Source organism: Marinomonas vulgaris (assembly GCF_018145875.1).
GTDB lineage: Bacteria > Pseudomonadota > Gammaproteobacteria > Pseudomonadales > Marinomonadaceae > Marinomonas > Marinomonas vulgaris.
Map to the genome: position 1 here is coordinate 114,751 of NZ_JAGSSV010000005.1, position 22,968 is coordinate 137,718.

At 45.3% G+C, this 22,968-nt stretch carries 24 protein-coding genes; 7 read left to right on the plus strand and 17 right to left on the minus strand.

Annotation, left to right across the window (positions count from 1 at the left end):
* Window positions 1-28: 28 nt before the first annotated feature.
* The gene (locus J9B83_RS06215; protein ID WP_211535878.1) at window positions 29-631 is read left to right on the plus strand and encodes a Maf family protein; all 603 of its coding nucleotides are present in this window, start codon (window positions 29-31) and stop codon (window positions 629-631) included.
* Between the two features lie 2 nt (window positions 632-633).
* On the opposite strand, the gene J9B83_RS06220 is transcribed toward J9B83_RS06215, so the two are convergent.
* The 9 genes from J9B83_RS06220 to dinG all read right to left on the minus strand — a co-directional run bounded on the left by J9B83_RS06220 (window position 634) and on the right by dinG (window position 10,273).
* On the minus strand, window positions 634-1,554 hold the full coding sequence (locus J9B83_RS06220; RefSeq protein WP_211535879.1) for a patatin-like phospholipase family protein: 921 nt from the start codon (window positions 1,552-1,554) through the stop codon (window positions 634-636).
* A 17-nt stretch (window positions 1,555-1,571) separates the two neighbouring features.
* Entirely contained in the window at window positions 1,572-2,381 is an 810-nt protein-coding gene (locus J9B83_RS06225; RefSeq protein WP_211535880.1) for a DUF4892 domain-containing protein, read from the minus strand.
* 40 nt (window positions 2,382-2,421) lie between these two features.
* The gene (locus J9B83_RS06230; RefSeq protein WP_211535881.1) at window positions 2,422-3,285 is read right to left on the minus strand and encodes an alpha/beta fold hydrolase; all 864 of its coding nucleotides are present in this window, start codon (window positions 3,283-3,285) and stop codon (window positions 2,422-2,424) included.
* Window positions 3,286-3,354: 69 nt separating this feature from the next.
* Window positions 3,355-3,828, minus strand: coding sequence for a phosphohistidine phosphatase SixA (gene sixA, locus J9B83_RS06235; RefSeq protein ID WP_236037137.1), 474 nt, complete (start codon window positions 3,826-3,828; stop codon window positions 3,355-3,357).
* Window positions 3,821-4,105 carry a DUF4389 domain-containing protein gene (locus tag J9B83_RS06240; RefSeq protein ID WP_211535883.1) on the minus strand — a complete coding sequence of 95 codons (285 nt, stop codon included), beginning with the start codon at window positions 4,103-4,105 and terminating at the stop codon, window positions 3,821-3,823. Before J9B83_RS06240 ends, sixA begins: the two co-directional genes overlap by 8 nt.
* Window positions 4,098-5,126, minus strand: coding sequence for an NAD(P)H-dependent glycerol-3-phosphate dehydrogenase (locus tag J9B83_RS06245; RefSeq protein ID WP_211535884.1), 1,029 nt, complete (start codon window positions 5,124-5,126; stop codon window positions 4,098-4,100). Before J9B83_RS06245 ends, J9B83_RS06240 begins: the two co-directional genes overlap by 8 nt.
* A gap of 94 nt (window positions 5,127-5,220) precedes the next feature.
* The gene (locus tag J9B83_RS06250; RefSeq protein WP_211535885.1) at window positions 5,221-6,642 is read right to left on the minus strand and encodes a protein adenylyltransferase SelO; all 1,422 of its coding nucleotides are present in this window, start codon (window positions 6,640-6,642) and stop codon (window positions 5,221-5,223) included.
* 28 nt (window positions 6,643-6,670) lie between these two features.
* The gene (locus J9B83_RS06255; RefSeq protein WP_407944018.1) at window positions 6,671-7,948 is read right to left on the minus strand and encodes a DEAD/DEAH box helicase; all 1,278 of its coding nucleotides are present in this window, start codon (window positions 7,946-7,948) and stop codon (window positions 6,671-6,673) included.
* Window positions 7,949-8,149: 201 nt separating this feature from the next.
* A complete protein-coding gene (gene dinG, locus J9B83_RS06260) occupies window positions 8,150-10,273 on the minus strand; it encodes an ATP-dependent DNA helicase DinG (RefSeq protein WP_211535887.1) in 2,124 nt (707 codons plus the stop codon).
* A gap of 69 nt (window positions 10,274-10,342) precedes the next feature.
* Between dinG and lexA the strand changes: the two genes are divergently transcribed.
* A complete protein-coding gene (gene lexA / locus J9B83_RS06265; protein WP_211535888.1) occupies window positions 10,343-10,966 on the plus strand; it encodes a transcriptional repressor LexA in 624 nt (207 codons plus the stop codon).
* A gap of 85 nt (window positions 10,967-11,051) precedes the next feature.
* Here the strand turns inward: lexA and J9B83_RS06270 are convergent, their stop codons facing one another.
* Genes J9B83_RS06270 through topA form a run of 3 tightly spaced genes read right to left on the minus strand, consistent with a single transcriptional unit; the run spans window position 11,052 to window position 14,415 of the window.
* Window positions 11,052-11,318 (minus strand): hypothetical protein, encoded by a 267-nt coding sequence (locus J9B83_RS06270; RefSeq protein WP_211535889.1) that lies wholly within the window; start codon window positions 11,316-11,318, stop codon window positions 11,052-11,054.
* Window positions 11,319-11,320: 2 nt separating this feature from the next.
* The gene (locus J9B83_RS06275; RefSeq protein WP_211535890.1) at window positions 11,321-11,791 is read right to left on the minus strand and encodes a DUF6586 family protein; all 471 of its coding nucleotides are present in this window, start codon (window positions 11,789-11,791) and stop codon (window positions 11,321-11,323) included.
* A complete protein-coding gene (gene topA / locus J9B83_RS06280; RefSeq protein WP_211535891.1) occupies window positions 11,788-14,415 on the minus strand; it encodes a type I DNA topoisomerase in 2,628 nt (875 codons plus the stop codon). Before topA ends, J9B83_RS06275 begins: the two co-directional genes overlap by 4 nt.
* A 190-nt stretch (window positions 14,416-14,605) precedes the next feature.
* Here topA and J9B83_RS06285 point away from each other — a divergent pair, with 190 nt between their 5' ends.
* Window positions 14,606-15,364, plus strand: a complete 759-nt coding sequence (locus tag J9B83_RS06285; RefSeq protein WP_211535892.1) for a DNA topoisomerase I — start codon at window positions 14,606-14,608, stop codon at window positions 15,362-15,364.
* Window positions 15,365-15,407: 43 nt separating this feature from the next.
* On the opposite strand, the gene J9B83_RS06290 is transcribed toward J9B83_RS06285, so the two are convergent.
* Window positions 15,408-15,896, minus strand: coding sequence for a hypothetical protein (locus J9B83_RS06290; protein WP_211535893.1), 489 nt, complete (start codon window positions 15,894-15,896; stop codon window positions 15,408-15,410).
* A gap of 59 nt (window positions 15,897-15,955) precedes the next feature.
* Between J9B83_RS06290 and J9B83_RS06295 the strand changes: the two genes are divergently transcribed.
* A complete protein-coding gene (locus tag J9B83_RS06295; RefSeq protein ID WP_211535894.1) occupies window positions 15,956-16,387 on the plus strand; it encodes a universal stress protein in 432 nt (143 codons plus the stop codon).
* Window positions 16,388-16,470: 83 nt separating this feature from the next.
* On the opposite strand, the gene cysS is transcribed toward J9B83_RS06295, so the two are convergent.
* From cysS to J9B83_RS06315, 4 genes are all read right to left on the minus strand, one after another.
* Entirely contained in the window at window positions 16,471-17,853 is a 1,383-nt protein-coding gene (gene cysS / locus J9B83_RS06300) for a cysteine--tRNA ligase (RefSeq protein WP_211535895.1), read from the minus strand.
* 4 nt (window positions 17,854-17,857) lie between these two features.
* Complete coding sequence (locus tag J9B83_RS06305; RefSeq protein WP_211535896.1) at window positions 17,858-19,531, minus strand: glutamine--tRNA ligase/YqeY domain fusion protein; 1,674 nt, start codon at window positions 19,529-19,531, stop codon at window positions 17,858-17,860.
* 113 nt (window positions 19,532-19,644) lie between these two features.
* A complete protein-coding gene (locus J9B83_RS06310) occupies window positions 19,645-19,974 on the minus strand; it encodes an AzlD domain-containing protein (protein WP_211535897.1) in 330 nt (109 codons plus the stop codon).
* Window positions 19,971-20,690, minus strand: coding sequence for an AzlC family ABC transporter permease (locus J9B83_RS06315; RefSeq protein WP_211535898.1), 720 nt, complete (start codon window positions 20,688-20,690; stop codon window positions 19,971-19,973). Before J9B83_RS06315 ends, J9B83_RS06310 begins: the two co-directional genes overlap by 4 nt.
* Window positions 20,691-20,860: 170 nt before the next feature.
* Here J9B83_RS06315 and queC point away from each other — a divergent pair, with 170 nt between their 5' ends.
* The 3 genes from queC to J9B83_RS06330 all read left to right on the plus strand — a co-directional run bounded on the left by queC (window position 20,861) and on the right by J9B83_RS06330 (window position 22,944).
* Window positions 20,861-21,535: a 7-cyano-7-deazaguanine synthase QueC gene (gene queC, locus J9B83_RS06320; RefSeq protein ID WP_211535899.1), complete on the plus strand. Its 675-nt coding sequence runs from the start codon at window positions 20,861-20,863 to the stop codon at window positions 21,533-21,535.
* Between the two features lie 117 nt (window positions 21,536-21,652).
* Complete coding sequence (locus tag J9B83_RS06325; RefSeq protein WP_211535900.1) at window positions 21,653-22,156, plus strand: peptidylprolyl isomerase; 504 nt, start codon at window positions 21,653-21,655, stop codon at window positions 22,154-22,156.
* On the plus strand, window positions 22,156-22,944 hold the full coding sequence (locus J9B83_RS06330; protein ID WP_211535901.1) for a UDP-2,3-diacylglucosamine diphosphatase: 789 nt from the start codon (window positions 22,156-22,158) through the stop codon (window positions 22,942-22,944). Before J9B83_RS06325 ends, J9B83_RS06330 begins: the two co-directional genes overlap by 1 nt.
* The last annotated feature ends 24 nt before the right edge of the window (window positions 22,945-22,968 follow it).

Sequence of the window (22,968 nt, forward strand, 5' to 3'; positions counted from 1 at the left end):
CTACCTTCCCATTCAAACGGTGAAAAACATGCACCCAACACTTATTCTCGGCTCCTCTTCTCCTTACCGAAAAAGCCTATTAGAGCGACTACAGCTGCCCTTTTCATGCCATTCACCTGACATAGATGAAACCGCAAAAACTGACGAATTACCTATCGATCTCGTAAAGCGCTTGCCCATTCAGAAAGCACACGCTGTGCACCAAGAAAGGCAGCAGCAAAACAAACCTGCTGAAGCCTTAATCATTGCCTCCGACCAAGTAGCTGTTTTAGAGAACGACATCCTGGGCAAACCCATCACCGAAGAAAACGCCATTGCGCAACTTTCTCGTTTCAGCGGCCAACGCGTCACTTTTTTAACTGGGCTTTGTGTGCTTAATGAAAAAGACCAGTCTTATGAATACGCCCTCAACAAGTACCATGTGTACTTTAAAGTACTAGAATTAGCCGACATCAAACGCTATATAGCCATTGAACAACCGCTAAATTGCGCCGGCAGCTTTAAGTGCGAAGGGCTGGGCATTTGCTTATTTGAAAAGATGGAAGGCGAAGACCCCAACAGCCTCATAGGGCTGCCTTTGATCTCACTGTGCCGCTTACTAACTGTATACGGCGTTAACCCTCTTAGATAGGCTCAGTAGCCTTTTGGAAAAGAGTAATAGATAGACGATGGCGATTCGAGCTCATCGAGGGCTTTTTTCGCCACATCGTAGCCAAAATCAATCAGCTCTTTCGCTCGCCAGAACTCGTAAAAACCAGACACATTTTTAGGAATCGAAATCAATAGATCGGGCGGATACCCTGCCAATTTGTACTGAGTTAGAGATTCCTGCATGGTTTCAAACATCATGTTGATGGTTTGCAAGCGGCCCCAGCTTACCGGCGAGTAAGCAACCTCTTCCTCTAATTCTTGTTTATCGTCCTTTGAGAAAAATTCTTTGGCGCTTTGCCACCAAGCAGATGACTCATGCTCCTCTTCTTTTTTCACATCCTCATGTACCGTATGAGCCGGACCATTCAGGTCCACCGCAACTATATAATCGGCACCCGCGGGCACTGAAGGAATGATTGGCAAAGGATTAAGCACCCCGCCGTCAACATACAAACGCCCATTCAAATTGACAGGAGAAATAAGCGATGGGATCGCCGAAGAAGCGCGCATGGCATTGATAAGATCGCCCCGCTGAAACCAAAACTCTTTTTGATTCAACAAGTCCACCGCAACCGAGGTATAAGCAATGGGTAAAGACTCAATATCTGGCTCACCAATCATGCTGTGTATTTTTTCGAAAAAACGTTCGCCTTTAATGTAGCCCCCGTTTAACAGCGACATATCCAGTAGTCGAAGAACACTCATGCGATCTAGCGATTCAGCCCACTCCCGGTATTCGGCTAATTTACCCGCTGCAAAGACACCGCCAACAATGGCGCCAATTGAACAACCTGACACACTGACAATCTTATAACCACGTTCTTCAATCGCTTGAATCACACCTATATGAGCATGGCCTCGAGCAGCACCACTGCCCAATACCAAGGATACCGTCTTTTTCATCTTTACTTTGCTCTCATCTAAGGCCGAGCATATACAAATGAGACGCGATCTACGCCTAAAGACGGACGCCCAAGATCGGCCAAATTAATAAAACGTACCTTTTCTACCAATTGAGCGCCAAGCCCAGAAGAGACTTGATTAATCCAGCGATCACCAGACTGAATAGCACTCATTGTCGCGCTTGATTCGCTAGTAACAAAGCCCACCACCATTTGACCTGGCGGCAAGTCATTCAAAAATCGACGAATTCTTGGTGTGTCTTGAATTGGCATCTGCGCCACTATTTCGAACTCAGTATCCTTAGCCTGAGATGATGCCATTTCGTCCAGGCGAACCATCACATCACCCGCACCACGACGATTCAGATACAATACCTGATAAACTTCTTGTCGATTTTTAACCACCAGCAAATATTGGCTCTGATCGGCACCATACAATAAATAATCGCCAAAAAAATCGTTGGCCCACGCATTACTACTACCACAACTACGGCTTTCACACTCAAACACCACAGTTCGACCGCCTAACAGCATTTGCGAGCGATAATGAGCATAAACATCGGTTAACAAGATATTACGGTTTATTTTATACAAAGAAGAAAAATAATCACCTTGAAGCCTTACCACAGTATCTGGCTCCCAACCACGACCAGAGCGGCTGATTTTGCTTAACGGCACCTCCATTAACTGATCAGTTTTTGAATAGCTTTTTACCAGTTGAGCGTCTCGATAAGGCTGCATCGCAAGCACACTGGCCAATGAGTTCGCGCTAACGCACAACAATAAAGCAGAAAAAAACCAACCAGTCACACCTTGAAGTCGAATCATATTATTGTCCTACTACCCAATTAAACATCGGATTTACATCTTAGTTGAGGTCAATAAACTGCTGAATTTCAACAGCCACAGACAAGCAAGTATCTGACTCCAAATGGAAATGATGGTTCCCATCTAGCCATTTCAGTTTGATCCAAGGAAATTGGGCCGCACGCGCCTCAACCAGAGAAGGATTGTTCTTGTAAATACCGTCATTGGCAATTAAAGCCAATGTAGGGCATTTAATTTCTTTGATAAAAGACGTCACGCTCGCTTCGTCCATACGAAACGGGGAAGGAAAAGTCAGTTTGCCGTCGTGTCGCCACGTCCACACGCCCTCAGCATTTTGCTTAGCGCCACGTTCGACAAGCAAACGAGAAGCCGCATTGGACAAAGGGGTAAAGCCTTCCATACGAGCAATTACCATCTCTTCTTTGGAACCATAACTGGTTTGCCTATCTAATCGGTGCTTGGTCATCTTGTGAATCGCCCTATGAAGCGTCACCACTCTGTCATCTGGCGTACCTGTCAGTGGCCCCATATTATCCAGCACAATCAAACCACGCACCTTATCCGGCACAATGGAAGCGACCAACATAGCAACTGCACCACCCATGCTATGACCAATCAACCAAACACTTTGTTTAGACTGATTTAAAATAGACACCATGTCTAAAACATAATCCCAAAGATGATAAAAACTACCTGCTGGACGATGCTGGGATAGACCATGCCCAGCAAGGTCCAAAGCAACATGAGAAAAATTCGCTAAATGGGGTGACAAATTTGAAAAACTGGCGGCGTTATCAAGCCAACCATGCAAAGACAGAATTTTCACTGCAGATGCTTGCTTAGGTAAAGTTTGAACACCGGCCAACTCGGTGTGCGCAAGCTTATAAACTATTTCATTCCCCATATGGCACCGCTTCCTTATTGATCAAATATTAATACCCATTCGCTGACGATACTGATAGCAAAACAAGCATCAAGTTGGTGATGCATGCCAACGCAACTGACAGCACGCGCCGGCAAAAAACTCTCCCTCGATAGCCGCAATGCTCGCTGTTGTCATAGCAAAGCTCAGCGGCAAAGGGTCTTGAGCTAAATAATCCACAAAGTGATGAGCAAAAGGCTGATGTGTTACCAGCAACACAGACTCATAAGGCTGCTTTTCCAGCCAAGTAGCCACTTCAATCTTATTTGCTTCTGGTGTGATTAAAGGACAAGTCTCCACGACAACAGACGTATCCAATTCAGCCAAAAAGATTTTCGCCGTTTGTTGCGCACGGACAAAAGGACTGACAAAAACAGCACCCAAGGTTTCGGACCGACTCTTAAATTGTTTTGCCGCGGTTTTCACCTCAGCCACACCCAATTCAGTCAGCTCACGTAACTCATCTTTTGCATACCCAAAAGCTTGGGCGTTGCCATGCCTTAACACATACAGTCGTTTACGCATTGTCATCCGTGCCTGATTGAGGCCATGGTTGAAATGGAAAAGGTTTTTCTTCTGTTTGATAGGACAAGAAAGAAAAAATCTGGCGAATAAACAAAGCTATGCTTTTTAACCAAGAACCAAGAGTTTCAGGCTCAGTTTTAGAGCCAAACTTAATCATACTGACCAATACCAGCAAGAAACCAAACACGGTCACAGCAATGTTTAATATCACCCAAAATAACAACATAAAAATCACACGAAACCAAAAACCTTGGTCAGAATAGCCAGGCTTAGACATTATCTTTCTCCTCATGTGTCGCAAATTCGACATCCCATTTTTGCTCACCCGTCATCATTGAATCAATCAAAGATTCCAATGTCGCGTGCTCAAATAACAATTTAGACAAACCTTCAGCTAAAGGCATATACAAGTCATTGCGGCGCGCTTCTTCAACAACCATTTTAAGAGTGTTCACGCCTTCAGCTACTTCACCAATTCCTCCGACAGCATCCGCTAGAGGCTGACCAGAACCTATGGCAAAACCAACACGATAATTTCGGCTCAAGGGTGATGTACAGGTAGCAATTAAATCGCCCATTCCCGCCAGGCCCAGAAATGTCATGGGATTGGCACCAAAATGTACCGCAAAACGACTCATCTCAGCTAAACTGCGAGTCATAATCATCGACATGGTATTTTCACCCACCTTAAGCGCTTTAGCCAATCCACATACAATGGCATAAATATTCTTCAACGCCCCGGCCAACTCAACACCTTTGCTGTCTCTACTTTCATACAGTCGAAACGTCGGCGACTTCAACAATTCAATCACGCGAAGACGAACCTGTTCGTCCGCACTAGCAATAACAGAACCCGTCATTTGCCCTGCGGCAATTTCTTTGGCTAAGTTTGGGCCGCTCAATACCCCAATATGTTGAGTAGATGGGTTTCTACGCAATACATCGCTCATTAGCTCAAAATGGTTAGGGTTGAAGCCTTTTGTTGTACTGATTAATATTTTATCCGCTGTCAATAAGGGTGCGATACGCTTAACCACCTGTTCAAAGGATTTAGAGGGAATAGAAACAAACACAGTGTCACTGTCTCGTATAGCCTGCTCTAAATTACTGGTTGCTAATAGCTCCTGATGTAAGGGCGAATCGGGTAAATAACGGCTATTTAACCCCGTTAAATTAATCTCATCTACTTGTTGCTCATTGCGCATCCACTGACTAACTTGGTGACCATTTTTAGCCATAATGTTAGCCAACACAGTACCAAAACTACCACCACCTAATACGCAAACAGAATGTTTCATACTCTTGATTTCTCTTAGAAAGATCGCCTTGTTAATAAGACAAAAAACATTAACACCAATAAAAAAGACCGCGAAAGAACAATGCAGTTAGCGACTAAGAAGAACAGCTCACTTCTAACGACTTACCCCAACTAGGTGCCCTTTGTGCTAACGCCTCAGATTCTATGTGCTCCTCAAAAGGACGATTAAGCACGTTGAGCAATCGGCGAAATAATAAATAGTCACCCTGCTCTGCAGCTTGAATAGCTTCATGAGCCAGATAATTACGCAGAATGAACTTTGGATTCACTGATAACATCGACTGACTGACCACTTCCCAGGAACGTCCTTCTTCCAATCTCACCGCTTGATAGTTTAGTAGCCAATCTTGTAAACGCTGCCTGTCCACAACTTCGTCTAATAAAGGTGTGAATTCATCTGGCTTGAGGTGACTTAGCAAACGAAAGAAAACCGTATAGTCGAGTTTCTCAACGGACAAAATAGTCAACAGCGGCGTCAATACCGCTTGAAGGCTAGCATCAGAAACAAGGCCCATTTTCTCAAGCATTAACCCATTATAGTGTGCTTGCAACTCTACTTCATACTGTTCCAGAATGCTCACGAGCTGATGTTTTTCAAGACGTTTTGAGAAGCATTTCAACAAGCAATTTAAATTCCACAACCCTACACCTGGTTGACGTGAAAATGCATATCGACCTTCATAATCGGAGTGATTGCATACCCAATCTGGCTCATAATCTTCCATAAAACCGTAAGGACCATAGTCGATAGTCTCACCGGTGAAAGAAAAATTATCCGTGTTCATCACCCCATGCTGAAATCCAATCACATGCCATTTCGCTATCATATGAGCTGTACGCTTCACTACTTCTGTCAGCATATTTTCAAGTGGCGAATCAGTATCTAAACACTCAGGATAATAATACTGTAGACAATAGTCGATAAGCTGATCTAGCTCCGCATGTTTGCCTTGATAGAAAAAATATTCAAAGTGACCAAAACGAATATGACCATAAGCCGTGCGCAGCAACATTGCGCCTACTTCTGGCGTTTCTCGGTAAACCGCTTGACGGCTATCATAAAGTGCCAAAGCACGTGAAGTAGGGACAGATAAGGCGGACATTGCCTCGCTTGCTAGGTACTCACGAATACAAGAGCGCAGAACGGCGCGACCATCACCACGTCGAGAAAACGGGGTCAAGCCAGCCCCCTTCATGTGCAAATCGTAGAGACGGCCATCTGAGCCAGTAATTTCACCCAATAAGACACCACGTCCATCACCAAGGCGTGGTGAAAAACCACCAAACTGATGACCCGCGTACACCATGCTAAGACTCTCAGGCACAGGCACTTCGCCACTTAACTGGCGCTTGGTTTCGTCGGATTTAAAATCGATGGATAAAAAATCAGCCAGCGCAGGGTTAAACTCAACCAAACGCTGTTCTGATAAAGGCTGAATGAGCGTTTTCGCAGAAAACGCCTCACCCAGTTGTGCAAAGTGATGTTCTAAATTCATCTTGCCTCACTTCACGATAAGCTATGTATTATCGTGTTGTATCAACCATGTATTCACAACGAATGCTTTCACCCACTACTTTTTCAATTTCTGGGATCATAAAGGCATCGTCTTCACTGGCAAAGCTGACGGATTTACCCGTTTCCCCACCACGGCCAGTTCGACCAATACGGTGCACATAATCTTCTGGGTCTTCTGGTAAAGCATAATTGACCACTAACTGTACATTATCAACATGGATACCACGCCCAGCAACGTCGGTTGCGACCAATACTTGGATAACACCATCTTTGAAGTTTTTCAGTGTTTTTACGCGTTTATCTTGGGCGACTTCACCAGACAAAATAGCGCAGTTAATGTTGGCCTTACGCAAACGCTCGTACAAATCACGAGTTTCATCTCGGCGGTTAGCAAAAATAATCGTGCGCTGACCACCATTTTCTTGAATAAGCTGCTTCAATACCGGCCACTTTTGGTCTGCTTCAACCGTGTAAATCACCTGTTCAATGTTTTGGTTGGTTGCTTCTTTAGGCACCACTGACACTTCTTTAGGGAAGTAGGTCCACTGCTGAGCCAGTGCTTGAATGTCCTTCGGGAAAGTCGCACTAAACAACATGGTCTGACGACTTTCTTTGTGCGGCGTCATACGAATAATGCTCTTTACATCGGGAATAAAGCCCATAGATAGCATGCGATCGGCTTCATCTAAAACCAGACACTCGACCTTACCAAGCTGGACTTTACGACTGCGTGCGAAGTCCAATAGCCGACCGGGTGTTGCCACCAAAATATCAACATTCTCGGTTTCCAAAGCGATTTTTTGTTTTTCATAACTTAAACCACCCACCAAGGTCACCACATTTAAATGGCAATTACTGGTCAACTTGATCGCTTCATCGGCAATCTGAATGGCCAGCTCGCGAGTTGGCGCGATAATCAAGCCACGGGCAAAGTTATTCGGACGCTTTTCTTCTAGTGGGTAATCAAGGAAATCACTGATCATGGCAATCAGAAAAGCGGCTGTTTTACCGGTTCCTGTTTGTGCCTGCCCGATAATGTCATACCCCAACAGAGTCATCGGTAGTGTTTCCGCTTGGATTTCACTGCAGTACTCAAAACCCATTTCTGCGATAGATTTGATAACACGGTCGGGCAAGTTTAAATCGTGAAAGCGCAATTTACCTTCAACCGGCTCGACAGGAAAATCTTCAATCGACCAAATACTTTTGGCTGTTTTGGGTGCGTTTTGAGCTTTTGGTGACGCATCTGAATTGTCTGTAGATGAAGATTGATTATGATTATTCAGATGTTCAGAATTTTTTGATCGTTTGCTGTTACGACGGGTGCGTTTGGGTTTAGTGGTAGTTTGTGTGGCAGCTTCTTGAGTTTGTTTTTCCATATTGGAATCTATACGCTTCTATTGTGTTTTGAGGATGATAATCTTTGCAAGGAGTGTACCTAATTGGTGTGGCTTTATCACCCCTTGCTTACGCTTTGTTGAGTTGCTTTATTGATAACGGTAAGGAGGTAGACTGCTTATCAACTGAGAACCATAACGCTTTGTTCGCAAACGCTTATCTAGGATATGAATATCACCCGCGTCGGTTTCACTTCTCAACAAGCGACCTGTCGCCTGCACTAGCCGTAAAGACGCATCTGGAATGGTGATTTCCATGAAGGGGTTACCGCCACGTTGTTGAATCCATTCCGCAAGCGTGGCTTCAACAGGATCGTCTGGCACAGCAAACGGAATTTTAGCGATGAAAACCGAAGTCAGATAGTCCCCCGGCAAGTCCACCCCTTCAGCAAAACTGGCTAAACCAAGTAATAAGCTGCCTTTGCCATCATCAATGTGAGCCTTATGAGAATCCAGTATCACCCGCTTAGACTGCTCCCCTTGCATCAAGAGTATATCTTGTAAACCAGCCGACAAGGCTTGAGCCACCTCTTCCATTTGTCGGCGAGAGGAAAACAACACCAAGCTTCCAGATTCTGGGTTAACGTTTTTATTCAGGTAAGCTACGATTTCCGCTGTGTGCTGTTCAACACGATTCGGCTCATTGTCCATAGCAGGTACAATTAGGCGACCGTTTTGCTGAAAATCAAACGGACTTAACACCCGTAAGTACTCGCTATCTCTTGGCACACCAGAACGCATATTAAAGCGATGAAATTGATTCAATGCCGTCAAGGTCGCCGATGTCACTACCGCTCCAAAACATTTATCCCAAAGCTGCTGACGTAATGTGTTGGCCGCCAGAATAGGAGACGCCCCCAGTTCGATATCCTGCTCCATGCCTTGACCCGATAACACCAGCCAGCGCGCGTTAGGCGGGTAATTTTGATCGTCCACCGTGGAATACAATTGCCACAGACCGACACATTGCTCTAAACGTCCTAAAATCACCCCCAAAATCGGCTGCCATGTTTCCGCCGTTTCTGGCGTGACGCCCATACCTTCATTTTGTTTGGTTTTTTTGCATTCATCTTGAATGCTTTCAATGCTGTTGAAGAGTTTTTGATAGGCCGTTTGCAGACTATACGCCAACTGGCGCAGCTCGTCGGGAATTTTGCCAAATTCAAATCTATGCTGGTTGTTCTCTTTATCAAGCCCCAGCCCTTGAATATAAGGCGCCAACCCTTGTTGAGAATATTGAATAAAATTCACAATGGTCTGAATTTGCTGAGGAATTTTAAGCAACAACTGTCCCGTCAAGCTAACATCATCAGTAAGCTCTTGCTTTAAATTAACCAAGTTTTTTTCCAATTGTCGAAGCCAGGTAATGCTTTGCTGTAGGCGCACCTCATGACGGAAATGCCCAATGGCTTTGTCTGGTAAGTGATGACCCTCATCAAACACATAAATGGTTTCTTTTGGTGGTGTTAAAATAGCACCGCCACCGAGAGACAAATCAGCCAACACAAGGTCATGATTGGCAACAATAACATCAGCCACCTCAATTTCAGCCCGCGCCTTGAAAAATGGGCAGGCTGAATAATTGGCGCAGTTACGATTAGTGCACTGCTGGTGATCTGTAGTGAGGCGTCGCCAGTCTTGCTCGCGCACAATACCAGACCAGTTATCCTTGTCTCCATCCCACTCGCCTTTTCCAAGCGCCGCATCCATTTCTTGATACAGAAGGGTATTCACATCATCGGAGCTTAAGTGCTGTTCAAACAAGCCAGCAAACATATCGTCCATGGCTTGCTCTTCAGAACTCAAAAATCCCTCTAGATTATTAAGACACAAATAACGACCTCGCCCTTTCGCCAGTGTGTACTTAAAACTTAGCTCTGTATGTTCTAGCAAATTAGGCAATTCTTTATGAAGAATTTGCTCTTGCAAGGCCACAGTGGCGGTGGATATGACCAAGGTTAACCCTCGCGCCTTGGCGATAGGAATGGCCGCCAAGCAGTAGGACAAGGTTTTACCCGTACCCGTACCTGCCTCGATAACAGCAACGTGTTTTTCATCCAGCCGCTCACCTTCTGAGCCTTGCTTTATATTGCCTAACGTACGAGCGATAGCCCCTATCATTTGGCGCTGTCCGGCTCTAGGTTTATGGGATTTAGCATCCAATGAAGCACGGTATGCAAGCTGAATTTGTTTTTTTAGTTCGTCTGAAAGCATTTATATTATTGAGTATCGTTAAGAATGCTGTATATAATAACAGTTACTGTATAAACAACCAGATGCCCTATGATTAAATTAACCAAAAGACAATCTGACGTACTAGAAACCATTCGCGAATTTATTAATGAAACGGGATTTCCACCAACCAGAGCCGAAATCGCACGCCGCCTCGGGTTTAAATCCCCGAACGCCGCCGAGGAACATTTAAAAGCCCTTTGCAAAAAAGGCGCGATAGAAATGCTCTCAGGTGCCTCACGAGGTATTCGGCTTGTTGAACCCGTAAATGAGGAAGCACCTAAGCAAGACCTGGGCTTACCTGTCATTGGTAAAGTAGCAGCAGGCTATCCTATTTTAGCGCAAGAAAACATTGCCTCACATGTCAGCATACCTGACAACATGTTTTCACCAAAGGCCGATTACTTTTTATCTGTGTCTGGCACCAGCATGAAAGACGTTGGGATCATGGAAGGCGATTTACTCGCGGTCCACAAAACCAACACGGTGCGCAATGGTCAAATCGTCGTGGCACGCATTGGCGACGAAGTCACCGTCAAACGCTTCGAACAAAAAGGCAAGATCGTTCGCTTGAAGCCTGAAAACGAGGCTTTCAACGACATCATTGTCGACCTTGAAAGTGAGGACTTTGCTATTGAAGGCTTGTCTGTCGGAGTTATACGGCAAGGCATTTGATCTTTTCGGCACCACAAGCTAAACAAAACAAGCAAAAAGGCGAAACACAAGTTTCGCCTTTTTTATATCGTGAGCCGACCAGATATCAATGAAGAATTTTAGGCCGAAACTCGTCGTCATCTATGTGATCGGTGTCTTCGTCAAAAAACGATTCGTCGGAATAAACAAAATCTATACCTGCATGAAACATATGCTTAGCCAAATCGAAGTAACGATCTTTTAAATAAGACCGTGTATCATCTGAAATAGTCAGCGTGGCCAGAGGAACCGTTTCCTCTCCATCTTCACTGGCTGGACGCAACACAATGTCACCATTCTCCAGCTCAACAATTTCTAGGTAGGACTCTTTCATACTCAATACTCTGATGACTCTTCTCTAAAACGCAACACCAACTCCACCAGTTTCGCCAAATACAAACTAACTGAAGCGCCCGCATCGGAACCGCGACCAATAAGATTTTCACTACTCACCACCGCTGACATAGACACTCGACACTCAAACTGAACAAGGTATGCTTGCTCAAGTTGCGAACACCATGACTCGGGACGACTCATTAAATCTGCAAGTTCAGACAACACAGGCACAACAATGCTTTTCTTTTGCGTCTCAGCCAATAACTGAGTCACATCTAAACCACCTGACAATGAATAAGCCGAGGACACTTCTTTTAACAAGCCATTCAATGCGCTTCTAAGTTGGAAAATAGCCGAACTTTCTAAGCCGACGTTTAGCCAAGCTTCTTCACTGACTTTGCCTTGTTGAATGAGGCGTCTTGCTGTGTCCAGCTTTTGATTGGTAAGGCTGGCTAAACTCGCACTGCTCATTTCTTTTTGCCTTCTTCAACAACCCATTTTGAGCCAACGTAGAACGCTTTCCAGCCTGTTGGCTTGCCTTCTTCTTCCGTCATAACGTATTGCTCTTTGGTCTTACGACTGTAACGAATAATGGTCGGACGCCCTTCAGAATCGGCAATCGGCGCTTTTTCGAAAAAGTGATACTTAGAATCAATTTGCTCCATATAAGGCAGCAATTCAGAGACCAGAGGCGCACGAGTCTCCCGCTTACGAGGAAACTGACTGGCGGCCAAAAACAGCCCCGTTGCCCCGTCACGCAACACATAATGATCTTCAACTTTCTGACAAGCCAGGTCCGGCATAGGTACAGGGTCCATTTTTGGTGGCGCCGCTTCGCCGCTCTTTAACAATTTACGAGTATTTTTACACTCTTCATTTGTACAACCAAAGTACTTGCCAAAACGACCCGTTTTCAACTGCATGTCAGAGCCACATTTATCACACTCCAACAAAGGACCATCGTAGCCTTTGATTTTGAATGTACCCTGCTCCACTTCGTAACCAGAACAAGCAGGATTATTACCACACACATGCAGCTTACGGTGTTCATCCATCAAATAGCTGTCCATAGCAGAGCCACAGAGCTTACAACGCTGCTTGTTGATTAATGCTTTAGATTCGCCTTCTTCATCGTCTACCGCCACCGCTTCATCACCGCGGATTAGGTTAATCGTTGCTTTGCATCGTTCTTTGGGAGGCAAAGCATAACCAGAACAAGACAAAAACACGCCCGTACTGGCAGTACGAATTTGCATGGGCCGAGAACACTTTGGACACTCTATGTCCGTGGGTGTTGGCTCATTCAGCATCATGCCATCATCTGGCGATTCTGCTTTTGCTAACACTGAACTGAAGTCTTTATAGAACGCATTCAAAGTTTGAATCCAATCTTTCTCTCCTTCAGCAATGTGGTCAAGCTGCTCTTCCATTTGCGCGGTGAAACTGAAGTCCATTAACGACGTAAAGCTGTTAACCAGTCGCTCAGTCACTATGTCACCCATTTTCTCAGCATAAAAACGGCGATTTTCAACACGAACGTAGCCGCGATCTTGGATGGTAGAAATAATAGACGCGTAGGTAGAAGGACGACCTATACCACGTTTTTCAAGCTCTTTTACCAAGCTGGCTTCGCTGAATCGAGCAATCGGCTTAGTAAAATGTTGCTCTGGAAGCAATTCTTTAAGAGATAAATACTCGCCTTTTTCCACATCTGGCAAGATATTGTCTTCACCTTTCTTCACTACAGTTTGCATCGCACGAGTGTAACCATCGAAGCGCAAAATACGGCCTTTAGCTTTAAACTCGTACTCTCCAGTAGCCACTGTAATTGTTGTGGAAGTGTATTCAGCGGGTGTCATTTGACACGCCATAAACTGGCTACGGATAAGATCGTAAAGGCGATGGGCGTCTTTTTCCATACCCAAAAGGTCATCAACACGAATGGTCACATCAGAAGGTCGAATGGCTTCGTGAGCCTCTTGCGCGCCTTCTTTGCTGCTGTAGCGAATCGGTTCTTCAGGCAAGTATTTGTCGCCAAAGCTTGACTGAATATAACCTCGCAACACTTCTACTGCTTCTGCACTTAAGTTAGTCGAGTCTGTTCGCATGTAGGTGATGTAACCACCTTCGTACAAACGCTGGGCTAACATCATGGTTTTCTTAACGCCATAACCTAAACGTGTGCTAGCGGCTTGCTGCAATGTTGAAGTAATAAAAGGTGCTGATGGCTTACTGCTGGTCGGTTTGTCTTCACGGCTGCTGACCAAGTATTTGGCGTCTGTCAAACGCGCCAAATGCTCATCAGACTGCGCCTGATTGACCGGTCGATATTCTTTGCCTTGATACTTTGCAGCCGCAAACTTAATCACCTCTTTCGATGGTGTGGCCAGCATGGCGTCTAATTCCCAGAACTCGTCTGGAACAAAGGCACGAATTTCTTTTTCACGCTCAACAATTAATCGCACAGCCACTGACTGAACACGACCCGCTGATAAACCACGAGCGACTTTCGCCCAAAGCAAAGGCGACACCATAAAGCCCACTACACGGTCTAAAAAACGACGCGCCTGTTGAGCGTTTACACGGTACATATCCAGTTCAGAAGGCGTTTCAAAGGCCGCTTTAATGGCTTTTTTGGTGATTTCATTAAACACCACACGCTTATAACGGCTGTCATCACCACCAATGGCTTCACGTAAATGCCAAGCGATGGCCTCACCCTCTCTATCCAAATCGGTCGCGAGATAGATGGTGTCGGCGTTTTTAGCCAAGCGTTTAAGTTCGTCAACGACTTTTTCTTTGCCTGGTAATATTTCGTAGTGGGCTTTCCAATTATGTTCTGGATCTACGCCCATCTTGGCAATTAGCTGCTTACGCGCTTTTGTCGTTCTGTGAACTAGCTTTTCTTCAGGACTCATTTTGCGCGTCAATGCGGCTTGCTTAGCACGTTCTTGAGGCGTAGAGGTAGCCGTTTTACCGGTTGGTAAATCTCGGATGTGTCCGACACTCGATTTAACAATAAAATCGTTGCCTAGATATTTGTTGATGGTTTTCGCCTTAGCGGGCGATTCCACGATAACCAGTGATTTTCCCATTGAACTGTGTAAGCCTTTTAATAAAGTAGGTCTGCAAATCCACGTTGCACGAAGTTTAATCTCTAGGGGCGCTGATATTAAGCAAACACCTTTTATATAACAAGCTATCCCTGTATTGTTTCACACATTAAATCTTGCCGAACGCCGTATTTCTTATTTAACATACTGGATTCGCTGCTGAAGGACAATCATGGCTACCCTCCAAATCTTAACCATCGCGTTTTTAATCATCATAGTACTTATTTCTGTTGTTATTGGCTCTCGTGCTCACCAAAAAGAAAAAGAGCTAACCCAAAGACGTGTGAAACAGATGCAATTTGCTAACCGCGCAGACCGTGTAGAGCAACATATTCGCGGATTGCGAGACATTAACACCGACACCATAGCAACCGACGTACTCTATGACTTTTACTTGGATACTTTAAGAGAATTACTCCAGTACTCTGATGATCCAGAAAAAATTGAAATTCGCATCGCGGCCGCCGAGGATGCCCGTAATACCGACCCTATTACGTTTAATCCAGAGCCCGAACTGCTGAGCTTTCAAGAAAAAACCAATTACAAAGAGCGACTCACTAAGCTCGCTAAAATGTTGCTTTTTTTGCGTCGCCGCGGTCGAATCAGCAATACACACTATCAAGCCTGTTACGAGTACTTACGTTGGTTAAATTTATGGACACAATTAAATCGCCAGATTGTTCAAGCCAACAAAAACTTTAATAACGGCGATATGCGAGTGGCGCAGACTCTATATGGGGTGATTTTATCTCATGTAAAAGCAGATGCCGTTGAGCGCCCCGAAAAGAAGATATTACTGACATTTATTAACGATAGAATGAAAGAAATTTTATCTCCCAAAATTGCAGCGATGAAAGAAAGCGACAATCCTGAAGAAGTTTTGAGCGAATTACTCCACGATATAGAGAACTCGCAACCAAAACACTCCTAACACCATATTCCATCAATCATAGATTCGATTAATAGAAGAAGCGTTAAATTGCCTTCCCCTTGTATTCAACAAGAGAGTGTACCAGCATTGATAACGCCTCCAAGGCCAAAGCGTCTCCTTTTTCGCGCCAATAAAAGGTCACTGAGTCTGCGGTTAACTGAACGCCTGTTAATAAGTCACCGTATTCTGACAATACTTTTTTCACCTCGTCCGATGCATCCAATTGCTCACTCGACCACCAGCCATCAATCACATCATGGTACTTCCACACCTCGTAGGGCAAAAGCCAAACATTGGCTGTGATGGTCTCAATCGGTTTCAGTCGATAAAGCGCATAAGCGACGGTTTTTTCACGGTTCTTTGACTTATCCCACTTGTCAGGGAGGTCAATTGATGTAAGCTGAACGTTAAGCCCAAGCTGTCGAGCCTGCATACGCAATGCCATTCGCTCGCGCTCTTTTTTAGGAGGCAAGATCCACAACGCAGACCCCATCAGCGACAAGGTAATAAAGACAACAATAAGCGTGGTCATATTTCAGTTTTCTCTAATTTTAACAAAATTAATTGAGCCAAGTTTGGAGGCATTCCATTATGTACAATAAAATTCTACTCGCTATCGACCTAACCGATGAAAGCATCAAGGTCGCAAACAAAGCTGCAGCCCTATGCAAAGCAACCGGCGCAGAACTTACCATACTTCACGTCATTGAATCACTTAATTACGCCTATGGCGGCGACGTGCCAATCGACATCACCGACATTCAGGCACAATTACAAGAAACGGCTAAAGAACGCATTGCTATTCTAGAGTCGCAATTGGACGTTCCTGTATTAGAAAGCTGCATTTCTCAAGGTGGCATTGAAAGCGAAATCCACCGCATCGCCACAGACAAACAAGCCGACTTGATTGTTGTTGGTAGTCATGGACGCCATGGTCTAGCCTTGTTACTTGGCTCTACTGCAAACGGCGTTCTGCATGGTGCACCGTGCGACGTGTTGGCAGTAAAAGTAAACAAAGAATAAACAGGCAACTGGTTCATTCAGTTTAAAAGTCATATAAAAAAGGCGATGTCTCCATCGCCTTTTTTTGTGCTTCAAATAACGTATTAACTTCGAGTCCAAGTTGTGCCTTCACGACTGTCTAGCAACTCAATGCCTTGGGACAACAACTCATCACGAATTTCATCGCCGCGAGCAAAGTTTTTATCTTTACGCGCTTGCGCTCTTTCTTCAATGAAAGCCTGAATATCCGTATCGCTTAACCCTTCAGAAAAAGTACTGTTTTGCATAAAGTATTCTGGATCTTGATATAACAAGCCTAAAAGCTCAGCCAAGCCTCGCAACTCTGCCGCCAGCAACGTCGCTTTTTCAGCGTCTTCCGTTTTGGCTTTATTGAGCTCGCGTACCAATTCAAACAACACAGATACAGCAACCGCCGTATTAAAGTCGTCATTCATGGCTTCTTCGAAGCGCTCAGTGAAAACGGTGGGCGTATATGAATGAGCAACGGCTTGATCACGAAGCGAGGTGTACAAGCGCTCTAATGCCACTTTCGCTTCGTGCAAACTTTGGTCTGAATAATCAATGGCGCTTCGATATTGGCTCGACACCATCAAGTAACGAATCACCTCAGGGTTAAATTTTGCCAATACGTCTCGCACAGTAAAAAAGTTGCCCAAGGATTTGGACATTTTTTCGTTATTGACACGAACCGCGCCACAGTGCATCCAATAGTTCACATAATCCTTACCTGTAGCGGCTTCGGATTGGGCAATCTCGTTTTCGTGGTGAGGAAACTTAAGATCAGGACCACCCCCGTGAATATCAAAATGACTGCCAAGGCAATTTGTTGACATTGCAGAACACTCAATGTGCCACCCAGGTCGCCCTTCGCCCCAAGGGGACGGCCAAGACACCTCACCGACTTTGGTTTGTTTCCACAACACAAAATCCGCTGGATGCTCTTTCGCGGCTTCCACGTCGATGCGCGCACCGGCTAGCATCTCATCCAATTTACGATTGTTTAATTTGCCGTAACTTTCAAACTTGGTGGTTCGGTAATACACATCGCCAGACGTGCCTTGGTAAGCAAAGTCTTTATCGATCAGCACCTGAATCATGTCGATGATTTCTTGCATGAATTCCGTGGCTTTTGGCTCACGATCTGGCATTTTGTTGCCCAAACGCAACTCATCTTCACGCTGTGCGGCAATCATGCGCTCTGTCAAAGACTGGGTAGATTCGTTATTTTCTTCCGCACGCTTGATAATTTTATCGTCCACATCGGTGATGTTACGAATGTAGTTCAAATCGTAGCCTAGATGGCGAATAAAGCGCGAAATAATATCGAAGGAAATCATCGCACGTGCATGACCAATATGGCAGTAGTCATACACGGTATTACCACACACGTACATGCCAACCTTACCGTCCACGATTGGTTTGAAAATCTCTTTTTTGCCCGTCTGTGTGTTGTAAATCTTTAACATGCCCTTACTTTCCTTTTGCTTCTATTTTCGCCCATGAATCTCGCAGTGTTACCGTGCGGTTAAAGACCACACCCTCTTCTTTTAAGTCACGACAGAAATACCCTTCGCGCTCAAATTGGAAGCCTTGACCCTTTTCAGACGCCAACAAAGACGGCTCTGCTTTGGCGTTGGTCAATACAGACAAAGAATCCGCGTTAATAAAGTCTAGGAAAGTTTTGTCTTCATAATTGGCGTCTGGCGCTTCATTAATGAACAAACGATCGTATAAATTCACGGTCGCATCAACCGCATGCTTTGCACTTACCCAATGAATAACACCTTTAGGCTTATAGCCCTCTGGGTTAACGCCCAAAGTGTTTTCATCGTAGCGGCACAGTAGTTCAACCACCTCACCGGCATCGTTCTTAATCGCTTCATCACAGGTAATTACATAACCTCCACGCAAACGAACCGCGCCTTCTAATGTCAGACGCTTCCACTTACGCGGTGGCACTTCTGCAAAATCGGCTGCATCAATGAAGAGCTCTTTGCTGAAGGGAACATCGCGCTTGCCTGCGTCTTCATTTTTCGGATGATTACCCACTTGGAAAATTTCTTCTTTGTCATCTGGGTAGTTCGTCAACGTCACCTTAATCGGGTTCAACACCACCATGGCACGATTAGCGCTGGCGTCTAGGTCTTCACGAATCGCATGTTCTAGCATACCCACGTCAACAACACTGTCTGACTTAGTGACACCAATACGATCACAGAAGTTACGAATCGACAAAGCTGTGTATCCGCGACGACGCAGACCAGAAATGGTCGGCATGCGTGGGTCATCCCATCCCTGTACGTGTTTTTCATCAACAAGTTGTTTCAGTTTGCGCTTACTGGTCACTGTGTAATTCAAGTTCAAGCGAGCAAACTCAATTTGCTGCGGGTGGAATGTGCCCAGCGTATCCAGCACCCAATCGTACAAAGGACGGTGATCTTGGAACTCAAGTGTACAAACAGAATGAGTAACTTCTTCGATCGCATCAGACAAACAGTGAGTAAAGTCGTACATAGGGTAAACACACCACTTATCACCGGTTTGGTGGTGATGAACGTGGCGAACACGGTAGACAATAGGGTCACGCATGTTGATGTTAGGACTAGCCATGTCGATTTTCGCACGCAGCACCACTTCGCCGTCTTTGTACTTGCCGTTTTTCATGTCCATAAAAATGGCCATGTTTTCTTCAACGCTACGATCGCGGAAAGGGCTGTTTTTACCCGGCTCTTTCAACGTACCGCGGTACTCGCGCATTTGCTCTGCATTTAATTCACACGTGTAAGCTTTACCCGCTTGAATGAGCTGAACAGCAAAATCAAACAATTGATCAAAGTAGTCAGAGGCAAATTTTGGCTCGTCTTTCCACTCAAATCCTAGCCACTCCACATCATGTTTAATGGACTCAATGTATTCCACACTTTCCTTTTCAGGGTTAGTGTCATCAAAACGAAGATTACATTGACCCTGGTAACGCAAGCCTAAACCAAAATTCAAACAAATGGATTTGGCATGGCCTATGTGCAAATAGCCGTTTGGCTCAGGTGGAAAACGGGTCAGTACTTTGCCGCCGTGTTTACCTGATTCGTTATCTTTATCAATGATTTGGGTAATGAAATTACCTGGTTTTGACGTTTCTGACATGGTTGATGTAAGTCCCGATAAGTGTGATCTAACAGTATTGTTACGTTAATCGATAAGTATATAGTATTTAGGTTTCTATAGGATATTGAGCCGAAACTCTTTTCATGGTTTTTTTACATCGCAAAGGCGTATTTAGTAACGAAAAAAACCGCAACCCCAACACAAATGGTTAGCAATTGCTGCTGTCGCCACACCCCAATGACAAACGCGGCCAAAGCGCCCAGCAACCAAGGATTTAACAATGAAAGATGAAGGTGATCGTCTTTCATCAAAATCATGGGGGAAATAATCGCCGTTAACACCGACACAGGCACAAAGCGTAGGGCTTTTTCCAAAAACGGCGGCATAACAACTTTATGGGCACGAGCAAACAAAACGAAGCGCACGCCGAAGGTCACCACAAACATCCCCAGAATAGTTAAGGTTGAATCAAGCAAACTCATCGCGCCTCTCCCTTTCCTTTTCCCTTTGCAGTCAGTATATCCGCCCAGAAGCCCACCGCCACACCAATCACCGCGGATACCAACAAGCCTAAATTATTAGGCAAACCAGCCAACAATATCGACGATGCACCCGCGCTTAACATACAAAGCCAAAAAGGCTGGGTTTTTAAATACGGCGTAATAATCCCGATAAAGGTAGCTACCATGGCAAACTCAAGCCCCCACTCGCTCATGCCGGGAATTAATTCTCCCGACAACACACCCAAAATCGTGGTGGTGTTCCACATCACGTAAAACGCCAAAAATGACCCCAAGTAGGCTTTGTGGCCGGTTTTATCGTCAACGATGCCTGCACCATACATAGGACGCAGTGCCGCGTAGGTTTCATCTACCAAGCCAAACCCCATCACCACTCGAATCGGCATAGGCAAATGCTTCACGTATTTCACCATATCGGCGGCGTACAGCAGATGCCGTAAATTAACAATAAACGTCGTCGAAACAATCACCCAAATATGCGCATGCAAAGCGATTAACCCCAGAGCCACAAACTGGGCAGAGCCAGCAAACACAATAGAGGACATGGCAATGGCGAACCAAGGGCTCAGCCCATAGCTTGACGCCAAGGAGCCAAACAGCAAACCAAACGGAATGCCGCCGATGATCATGGGAATCGATGCAACCATACCCCGTCGCATGTAGTGCAATGTGCTCATAAACACTCTCTCGTTATTTTTTGCCGTTTTATAACGTCAAACGCCCCAGCTTGGCAATAAACCTTGCTTAACGGATTGCTAAAAACCTTGCTGGATGAACACTGCAAGGCGAGAAACGATCTGCTACTATGCCACTTTTACATTGTCGCGTTTTCAAGGATCCCTCTCCCATGACTCAAACATCAGAAAAAGCCGTCGTTGTATATTCCGGCGGTATGGATTCCTTTACCGTATTGCATACCGCCATAAAAAGCGGGTTGGAAGTGTACGCTATTTCCTTTAATTATGGGCAAAAACACAGTAAGGAATTACAGATAGCCGCCGACGTGTGCAAGGCACTTAACATCGAACACAAGGTCGTGGACATTACGGCGATTAACAGCCTGATGGCTAATTCATCACTCACCGGTGACGCTGACATCCCTGAAGGTCATTACAAAGGCGACAACATGAAATCCACCGTGGTGCCTAATCGCAACATGGTACTTTTGTCGATGGCCATTGCCTACGCCGTGTCACTGGAAGCCGGTAAAGTGTATTACGGGGCGCATTCTGGTGATCACCACATTTACCCCGATTGCCGCCCTGAATTTGTCGAGGCCATGAACGCTGTCGCCCACATCGCCAATTACCAGTCGGTCGACATAGTCACGCCTTTTATACATGTTTCTAAAGGCGACATTTTAAAAGCGGGTTTAGAAATGGGGTTAGATTATGCGAACACCTGGACCTGCTACAACGGCCGAGAACAGTCTTGCGGTAAATGCGGTGCTTGCCACGAGCGCCTTGAGGCCTTTGCAGAGCAAGGAATTACCGACCCACTGAGCTATGAAACGGCTTCATAACCCACATTCAACACGGGATTATTGCCTTCACGGTGGCGTCTTTGCTAACAAACACATAAAATGCGCTCAGCAATTTAATGCGCCATTATTTATTCGTACTTTATATAAGGACTACCCATGATCATTTTACACACGAACCACGGTGACATTCACGTTGAGTTGGATTACGAAAAAGCACCAAAATCTGCTAAAAACTTCGAAGAGTATGTGACCTCTGGTTTTTATAACGGTGTTATTTTCCACCGTGTCATCAACGGCTTCATGGTTCAAGGTGGCGGTTTTGAACCAGGCATGACTCAAAAAGACACTCGCACAGCGATTGAAAACGAAGCGGACAACGGTTTGAAAAACGAAATCGGCACCTTGGCGATGGCTCGCACCATGGACCCGCATTCTGCTTCAGCGCAATTTTTCATCAACGTAGCAGACAACAGCTTCCTTAACCACCGCAGCAAAACGCCAGACGGTTGGGGTTACGCTGTATTTGCAAAAGTTGTTGCTGGCATGGACGTGGTCAATAAAATCAAAGAAGTGAAAACCACGACTAAATCTGGCCACCAAGATGTGCCCGCTGAAGATGTCATCATCGAAAGCGCTGAATTGGTTGAAAGCGAAGACTAATGCGTCGTTATTTCATTTCCGATTTGCATTTAAGTGACAAACGCCCGGATCTAATCCGGGCGTTTGTTCAACTAGCTGACGAATTGATTCAACAGGAGCAAAGCGCCGAGCTGTATATTCTCGGGGACTTTTATGAAGCTTGGATCGGTGACGATTATCAGGCCGATTGGAACATCCCTATAGAGGCCGCACTTAAAACCTTGTCGGATTCCGATATTGCTTTGTATTTTTTGCATGGTAACCGAGACTTTCTGATTGGCAAACGCTGGGTGGATCGTGTTGGCGCCACCCTAATTCAAGAACAAACTCGTTTGACGCTTGATAAAGGTAGCCTGCTCTTAACCCATGGCGACGAATATTGCCTAGAAGACACCGAATACCAATCGTTCCGACAAACTGTCCGCTCGCCTGCTTGGCAAGCAAACATACTCGCCCTGCCCATCGAGCAACGCTTGGCTTTGGCCGCTCAATTGCGCAATGACAGCAAAACCATGTCGTCGGAAAAGTCATCTGCCATTATGGATGTGACCCCAGACGCGGTACAGCAGTCGCTTGTAAAAAATGGCTGCGCCACTGTCATTCATGGCCATACTCACCGACCTGCTGTTCACAAAAGAAAACAACAGCTGCGCTTAGTTTTAGGCAACTGGGACGACGCTATATGGCTAGCCTGCATTGATAAAGATATTTTCACGCAGTCTTCCTGCTCTGTTGAACATTTCTTAGAGCAAGGAATCGCAGGCTTAACCACTGTTCATAAAGAACCAGTGTTGTTTCTCTGCGATTAACACCAAAATGCCAGCACATGGCTG